Here is a 3755-nt window from a genome sequence, read left to right on the forward strand (position 1 = left end):
AGAGCAGTCTGTCATTTCTTACGTGATGTCGCTCTCCGGATTTCAAAGAGTTCTCTATTATGCTTTCCGTGAAGATCATGATGGAGAGGTGCGGGCTGAGTGCCGACAAGAAGACGCTTATGGCAGCTACCTTGGATTGCGTTTCCCTGCCAGTGACATTCCACACATTGCACGAGTTCTATACAAACAAAATCCATGGCGTTCAATTCCTGATTCTCAGGAAGCGTCTGTGCCGATTATTTCTCTTCATGATCTGAAGCCCGACTTGACATGGACTGACCTGCGCAGCGTCTCTCCTATACACCAAGTTTACCTGGCAAATATGGGGGTTCGTTCCTCTCTCTCATTTCCAATTGTGGTAAATGGTGAACTGGTCGCCCTCATCGCCGCCCACCATAGAGAGCCTAAATATCTTCCACTGTATATTCTTGAACAAATCTCTAAGAGAGTGAAGGCGCATGAGTTTGCGGTATCCAGTTTTCAGACTCATACACGCCTACGCATGATTGATGGCATTGATCACTCTCTACACCAAGTTCAAGGACTGATAGAGAGAATGGGCGGATTGGAAAACGCGTGGCCGGAGTTTTCCGCCTGGTTGATTAAACGGTTTCAAGCAGATGGCGCTGTTTTGTGCCTGGACAATGATTATCTTACCTCAGGACTGGATATTGGCGCTGACGCATTAACTCGTCTGGATGCGTGGTTCTGTCATGACCAGTCTGATCTTATCGCCTCAACAGACTCAGTCAGCCTGACTATCTCCCGTTTTCCTCTTTCCGAAGTAACTGGCGTTCTGGCGCTGTCGATCCTCGCCCCCAAATGCCCTTATTTCCGCCTTTACCTCACACGCGGTGAACATATCCATGAAATATCATGGGGCGGACGCCCGGATAAACCTCTTGAGCATCATGACGGCGCATTGGGAATCGCCCCTAGACACTCGTTTGAAAAATGGATTGAGAAACGAATGGGGCACTCCAGGCCATGGTCTCGCGAGGCCCGTATGTTGGCGTTGAAACTACGCGCGCTACTTATGGAGCTTAGATTATGCAAGTGACGCCTGAATCCGTTGTGTTAAAAACTCTGCGCGAGGCCACTTGGCCCATTCATCAAAAACTGGATCGGCACCCTCTCCTTGCCCCCCTCACTTCCCCTAAACTTAGGTATAAGCGCCTCTACACCAATGCGCTAGCAGCGTTGGCTGGTCCATTTACAGCATTCGAACACTCTGTGCATGGCAAGGCTAACCAGTTTGAGTGGGTAACCGAGTATCAGATTCGTTCTGGGTCTCTGTCTTCTGACTTACGTCAACTAGGGTCTGCCCCGTTTGCATTCACCCTGGATAACTGCCTCCTTGAGGATGAAGCATCCCTCCTGGGATTGCTTTACCTGCTGGAAGTGTTTCGGTTCAGTTGGAAAATGACAAACAAGCCGTTTATAATGTGTAGATAATAAGCGGAGGTTTGTATGGAACGGAAGAAGCGGAGATTTACGGCTGAGCAGAAGGTAGGCTATGTGCGCCGTCACCTGGTCGAGAAGGTGGTTCTCTCGGATCTGTGCGACGAGGCGGGCATTCAGCCCAGCCAGTACTATCGCTGGCAAAGGGCTTTGTTTGAGAACGGCGAAGCGGCCTTGTCTGACAAACGCGGCCAAAAGGCTTGTGACCGACAGATTGCCGAACTAGAAGCGAAGTTGGCAACCAAAAATGAAGTTATGTCTGAGCTTCTTGAGGCGCATGTTGCGCTAAAAAAAAGTCTTGGGGTGAGCTGAACGGCTGCTGGGTGGAGCCGGACATACGGGATTCGGTGGTGAATTTCGTGGCGTTTTGGTCAGACAAGAGCGAAATCGACACGAGCCGAATTATCAACTGGATAGGCGTGCAAAGGGGCAAGTTCTATTCATGGCGCAAGCGCTATGGAATGGTTAATGACCACAATGGCCGTATTCCCCGAGATTTTTGGCTGGACGATTGGGAAAGGGAAGCGATTGTCGCCTTTTTCCATGAACATCCGTCAGAGGGCTATCGGCGCCTGACCTACATGATGCTGGATGCAGGCGTGGTGGCGGTCAGCCCCTCTTCAGTGCTGCGTGTGCTCAGAACTGCCGGGCTGATGCGTCGTTGGAGCCCATCGCCCTCGCAGAAGGGCACAGGGTTCAAACAGCCTTCGGAGCCGCATAAACACTGGCATGTGGACATCTCCTATCTGAATATCCAGGGGACGTTCTACTATCTGTGCAGTGTCCTGGATGGATGTAGCAGGTTTATCCTCCACTGGGAGATTCGTGAGTCGATGAAGGAAGATGAGGTTGAAGTGGTCCTGCTCCGAGCTCAGGAGGCCTATCCGGAAGCTAAGCCGCGGCTGATCTCAGACAATGGGCCGCAGTTCGTTGCCAACGATTTTAAGGCGTTCATCCGGGAATCCGGCATGACGCATGTGAGGACTTCGCCTTACTATCCGCAGAGCAACGGAAAACTGGAGCGTTTTCACGGTAGTTTGAAGCGTGAGTGCATTCGGCCTCAGACGCCATTATCGCTGGAAGATGCCCAACGGGTTGTGGGAAAGTACGTCGAGCATTACAACACCCGGCGGCTCCATAGCGCCATCGACTACGTCACCCCACAGGATCGCCTGGAAGGGCGGCATGTGCAGATCCTGGCCGAACGAGATGAAAAGCTTGAGGCGGCCAGAGAACGGCGTCGGACGACGCACCAAAAGCAGTCTTTTCAGCCATCCCAAAAAATGGCTGAAAAGGCGAACAGCTAACTGATATTTTGGTTTAGACGGTTGTCATGTTTCCGCTGAACCAGCACAGAAGGATCTCGGTTCGGCGCATCGGTAATTGCCCGAAATCTCAATCAAGCACTGCCTGATGATTTACCCAAAGAGTTCTTTTCCAACCCAAGTCCACCAGAGTGGCCAACATACTGGCTGAAACAGGCAAATCAACTTCCAAGATCAGCTCATGACAAGTTGCTCTCCTCCGCGACCAAGAGCTTCACCATCTTTGTCTCACATCTCGATCTCTCGCTAAAATTCACAACGTGACTTGCCATGGGAAATCATGTTGAAATTGCAGATCAACTTGGTTCAAAGTTAATTTATGAGGCAATGCCTTCGTGGCGATCTGTCACTCAAAGCAGACTTAGTGACCGCGCCAGATTCTGCTCGAACAGTATGATAAATGGTGAAAACGCCCCATTTTTCTGACGCTAGCATCATGACTGACCATAACCGAACCAATGCTTTAAATGTCATTCTCCGTCTTGACCGCCACAATATCATTCGAGAGGTCAATGACGACTGGTGTCGCTTTGCTGAAGCAAACAATGGAACAGAAAAGCTGTTCAGCGAAAATGTGATTGGGAAGCCACTTCTGTGCTGGTTCAGCGGAAACATGACAACCGTCTAAACCAAAATATCAGTTAGCTGTTCGCCTTTTCAGCCATTTTTTGGGATGGCTGAAAAGACTGCTTTTGGTGCGTCGTCCGACGCCGTTCTCTGGCCGCCTCAAGCTTTTGATCTCGTTCGGCCAGGATCTGCACATGCCGCCCTTCCAGGCGATCCTGTGGGGTGACGTAGTCGATGGCGCTATGGAGCCGCCGGGTGTTGTAATGCTCGACGTACTTTCCCACAACCCGCTGGGCATCTTCCAGCGATAATGGCGTCTGAGGCCGAATGCACTCACGCTTCAAACTACCGTGAAAACGCTCCAGCTTTCCGTTGCTCTGCGGATAGTAAGGCGAAGTCCTC

At 51.0% G+C, this 3755-nt stretch carries 4 protein-coding genes; 3 read left to right on the plus strand and 1 reads right to left on the minus strand.

Annotation, left to right across the window (positions count from 1 at the left end; translation table 11 throughout):
- From MAIT1_RS00630 to MAIT1_RS00645, 3 genes are all read left to right on the plus strand, one after another.
- A partial coding sequence (locus MAIT1_RS00630) for a GAF domain-containing protein (protein ID WP_143814580.1) occupies positions 1-1060 on the plus strand: 1060 nt, incomplete at its 5' end.
- Between the two features lie 410 nt (positions 1061-1470).
- On the plus strand, positions 1471-1773 hold the full coding sequence (locus MAIT1_RS00640; protein ID WP_085440096.1) for a transposase: 303 nt from the start codon (positions 1471-1473) through the stop codon (positions 1771-1773).
- A gap of 11 nt (positions 1774-1784) precedes the next feature.
- Positions 1785-2768, plus strand: a complete 984-nt coding sequence (locus tag MAIT1_RS00645) for an IS3 family transposase (protein ID WP_198947753.1) — start codon at positions 1785-1787, stop codon at positions 2766-2768.
- A gap of 659 nt (positions 2769-3427) precedes the next feature.
- On the opposite strand, the gene MAIT1_RS00650 is transcribed toward MAIT1_RS00645, so the two are convergent.
- On the minus strand, positions 3428-3755 hold a 328-nt coding region (locus tag MAIT1_RS00650; RefSeq protein WP_143814581.1), incomplete at its 5' end, for an integrase core domain-containing protein.

Origin of the sequence: Magnetofaba australis IT-1 (genome assembly GCF_002109495.1) — a bacterium.
GTDB lineage: Bacteria > Pseudomonadota > Magnetococcia > Magnetococcales > Magnetococcaceae > Magnetofaba > Magnetofaba australis.

Bases quoted from the DNA above. Each gene is read 5' to 3' on its own strand.
- MAIT1_RS00640 (WP_085440096.1), top strand. From the start codon at position 1,471: ATGGAACGGAAGAAGCGGAGATTTACGGCTGAGCAGAAGGTAGGCTAT.